The following is a 4,300-nucleotide window of genomic DNA, read 5'->3' as shown; positions in this document are numbered from 1 at the left end:
AAAGCCAACGTCCCCAAAAGACAAGCCGAATACACTACCTTCTGAACAAAAATACCAGCCGTGCCCACCACACGTACGGCCCGAGTATAAAAACAACGAAGTAATGGAGTGTATCAATGGCTTTTTCCTCCCCTTCCCGGTCAAGGGCACTGTCTCTTGCGATTGCCGCAGCCTCTGTCGGTTTCTCTGTTTCTGTCAATGCCAGCATGGGCAATCTCGGCACAACCTATGGTGTCATGCCGGTGGATGTCGCCACAGCCCAGTCCCTGTCGATGTTCAATGATCAGGTATCCGCCACTTACTACAACCCTGCCTATCTCACCAAAGATGAGCGCGGGGAGCTTACGGCGGGCATTCTGCACGCCGAACAGGAGCTGCGCTCGGCGAACCCGAATGCCAATGGCGACATTCTCGCGAACTCGCCCAGTCAGCATGTGCTTGTTGGTATGAAAACCAACCTGGGCTCGCTGACCCGCTTCAAGCACCCGATCTATCTGGGCTTCATCGCGGGTGTCGAAAAATACGGTAAGGAAATGCTGGCCTTCGATTCACAGACCACGGAGAACGGTCAGTTCCTGCAATATGGTAAAGAGCCCCTGTTTCTGAACATCGGTGGCGCAACGCCGATCTGGCGCGGCATCTCCGCCGGTGCGTCGGTGCGCGTCACCCTGGATGCCCAGGCTAACCTCGATGCGGTCTCTACTCTGGGGGGCGAGACCAGCCGGGAGCGGCTTGCGGTCAATGCCGAGCCTTCACTGAAAACCATTCTGGGCACCACCATTGATCTGGGCAGCACGTTTTGCCCGGACAGCGACTGCTTCCTGAACGGCTGGGAAACCGCACTCACTTATCGAACCAAGTCAGCGGCCTCCACATCCGTGGACTCCAACATCATTGTCACCCAGACCATTCCGGATCCCGGCCTGAGTCTGGCAGTCTCCACCATCGACTCGTTCCAGCCGGAGACCTTTGGTTTTGGCGCCCAGTACAAAGGCGAGAACTGGCGGATTGGTGGCAGCGTGGAGCAGCAGAACTGGTCAGAGCTGGAGAACGAATTTTCTTCCGATACGATCAAGGATCAGCAGTCTGTGCCCGCGGGCAGCCGGATTCAGTTCGACGACGTGCTGATTCCACGGATCGGCGCCGAGTACGCACTCAACAAGAACTTTTCTGTGCGCGGCGGCGTTGCCTATGAGGAGTCGCCGCTCAAGTCCACCCGCAATCCGGAGATCAATTACCTCGATACCGACAAGATTGTCGTCGGCCTGGGCCTGAGCGCCACCTACGACCGCACCCGTCTGCTGGCCTATCCTGTCCGTCTGGATATTGGTTACCAGTACCAGCAACTGCAGGAGCGGGATTTCACACTGGTGGATTTTGACGGCAACGAAACGCCTGTTACGGCAGATGGCGACGTGCACGTTGTCAGCGGCTCCATCACCCTGAAGTTTTAAGGAGGGCTTGCCATGAAGTACAACAAAACTCTGGCACTGGTTCCTGCCCTGTTGCTGGCCGCCTGTGGCGGCGACGAACAGACCATGAATGAGAAAGCTTCTCCGGGGTCGGTGGTTTATTCCTATCCGGCCGATGGACAGGCGGATGTCAGTCCAAAAGCCGACATCGTGCTGCGCTTCAGCCATGCCCTGACCGATGAGGATACGGATCTGCAAAACAAGATCCTGGTGGAATCCCGGGGCCAGACCGTTCCGTTTTCGATCGCCCGGATTGACGGGGGCAAGAGTTTGAAACTCTCGCCCACCTCTGAGCTGGAACAGCTTGGGGCGTACACAGTGACATTCAGTGAGCCACTGGCCGCAGAAGGCGGCCGGCAGATCGGCACACCAAATGCGGTGGGTGATGCGGGGATCCAGTTTGAGACCCGGGGCAGCTTCTCCGGCCCTGCAGAAACAGCGAACTCGGCCGGGGACTTCGGTATTGCCTGGCAGGTGCCGGCAAACAACAGTCCGTTCGAGGCCATGAACTTCTCCACATTCCGCCTGGCCATGACCCATCCTGTCCATCCGGACTGGGAAGCCCTTGGCGGTTCGATTCAGCTCCTGGATGGTAACGGCGAGCCGGTTCCGGCGACCGTTCTGGTAAAAGGCAACCGGATAACCGTGGACCCCTGCCTGGTCGAAGACGCCAGGGAGTGTGGCAGCAAGGACGACGTGCTGGAAACGAACCAGACCTATACTCTCCAACTTGACAACCTGGCCAGCCTAACCTCCCCGGATGCAGACCGGTTCAGCGAAGAAATTAATTTCACCCCCCGTGAAACCGGGCCCACTGTCGTACTGCAACAAGCAGCTGTTGATTCAGGGCTCGCTGCAGGTAGTGAGGAAGGCGACGCGACCCGATCGGTTCTGAACGGCCAGATCATCAACGGCGTTACCCTTAACTCGGTGTTGCAGGGTGAGGCAGGCCCTTCTCAGCAGACCGGCGACCTGTTTGCAGAGTTGGCCTACGCGCCAGCATTCGGTGCTGATGAAGCGCTGCCTTTGCGCATTGCCCGCGGCAGCGTGCTCACCAGCACCAGCCTGGATGTTCTGGTGGGCGGCAAGGTTCCTGTTCTGGACGCTGCTACCGGCCAACTCCAGACGACCGGCAACATCAAGGTCACCATGTTGTCAGATGCCTCTGGATACCTGAGCCCGAACCCCTATACCGACGACCTGAACGCACCCAGGCACATTACCCTGTTCATGGACGTTTCCATGAACACCGAGAACGCGCAACCCAACGCGGCCCTTTCGCAGGATCTTATGGGGGTTGAGCTGCGCGGGATCGCCCTGGTGCAGGATGGTGTGCTGACTATTGATGCCATCGGCATGGTGGAACCGAACCTCCTCGGCCAGGAATACACCGATTCAACCATCGCATTCCACTTGCAGGCGGCCACCGATGCCGACTCGGTACTTGATGCCGAGATGCTCCGAGAACTGGACAGCACACCCCCCAACCTGGTCAGCTGGATGCCCGGCCCGGACAACGCCATTCCGGACACCCGCCAGTCCATGCAGCGCCCCGGGGACCCGGTCATTCTGTTCTTTGACGAGCCACTGGCAGCGGATTCTGTTGAGACAGGTGTGTCCCTGTTTGCCGATGGCGTTCCTGTGGAGTCTCTCGAGACACGGCTGGATGGAACTGCCGTCATCCTCAATCCTGAAGATGGCCTGAGCCATGGCGTTGACTACGAAGTTGTCATTGATGGTTTGACCGATCTGGCCGGCAATCCAGCCACCACCGCCCCCTTGCAGTTTTCACTGGATGATATTGGCGACACCTCTGTGACCCGGCGCCCGGCCCTTGCCCTGACAACCTATCCCGGGTACCCCTGCGAGACCGATCACAGCCTGCTGGACCTCTCCGCCGGCGTGTTGGGGCAGTGTTACTCGGATGGCGGTGTCGGCGACATTCTGCCAGTCAGCACCCTACCATCAGATCGTCCCATTACCGTGGTCTTCTCAAAGTCCATGGACCTGGATTCGATTATTCCAGGCGACACGTTTACCGTGGAAAAGGTGAGCCAGGCACCAGATGGCTCCGTCACGGTTCTTGAAAACGAGGTGCCTGGCCGGCTCGAAAAGAATCTCCAACGGATACGCTTCTACCCGGACCAGCCCTGGGAGGCCGGCGCGCACTATCGATATACCCTCAAGTCTTCTGAAGATGCCGGAACCTGTGTGGCCGGAGCCTATACCTCGATTTGCGATTCTGACGGTCTGGCCCTGAAAACCGATCTGCTTGAAGGCTTGGATGACGGCGGTGGCAACAACGGGCCAGATCACATGGTGATCTACTTCACCGGGACCGAGCCGCTGGAGAGCGTGTTCACACCCTTACGGAACCTGCCCGTTCGCGACACCAACGCCAACTTCCTGGTGGACTGCGACTCCAACACCAACCCGAACTGCCTTGAGCCTTTTGACCACGAGGGCAGTGACAACGAAGGATGGGCCGCTTCAGCCAATTCGACCAAACTGCAGGTCCGTAATAACCAGGCCTCGGCATCTCCGCCTGTCATTGTGGCCAGCACTGCCGATGCTCGGGTTGGCTGCGAGACCGGCGAGCGGTGTCCGAAAGACAAGTTCATCTATCAGACTTACGCTCTGAACACTGAAGTGGTTGGCCCCGGCGTGTATGAGCCGACAGGCGATGAAGGAATTCTGGTGAACCTCTATCCCACGCAGCTTGCGACCACATCGATCAGTGTGTTCACAGAGCTTCGCGTTTTCGGATTCATCCCGCTACAGGAGGAGTCCATAACCAATACCCAGGTCCTCCGTATGCGCTACGCAAA

At 58.3% G+C, this 4,300-nt stretch carries 2 protein-coding genes; both read left to right on the top strand.

The genetic code is table 11. The features are described from left to right. The first annotated feature begins 116 nt into the window (after positions 1 to 116). A complete protein-coding gene (aupA, locus tag ACESMK_RS03805) occupies positions 117 to 1,454 on the top strand; it encodes an alkane uptake protein AupA (RefSeq protein WP_372995397.1) in 1,338 nt (445 codons plus the stop codon). A gap of 12 nt (positions 1,455 to 1,466) precedes the next feature. Next, positions 1,467 to 4,300, top strand: a 2,834-nt coding sequence (locus ACESMK_RS03800) for an Ig-like domain-containing protein (protein WP_372995395.1), incomplete at its 3' end; no start/stop codon positions are given.

It is taken from the genome of Marinobacter sp. (genome assembly GCF_041687235.1).
In the GTDB taxonomy this organism is placed as follows: Bacteria; Pseudomonadota; Gammaproteobacteria; order Pseudomonadales; family Oleiphilaceae; genus Marinobacter.
Note: the sequence above shows the minus strand (reverse complement) of the source record. Positions and strands in the feature narration are given on the sequence as shown.

What these genes read in the sequence shown, in the direction of transcription:
- aupA (WP_372995397.1), top strand. Translation starts at nt 117, where the DNA reads ATGGCTTTTTCCTCCCCTTCCCGGTCAAGGGCACTGTCTCTTGCGATT.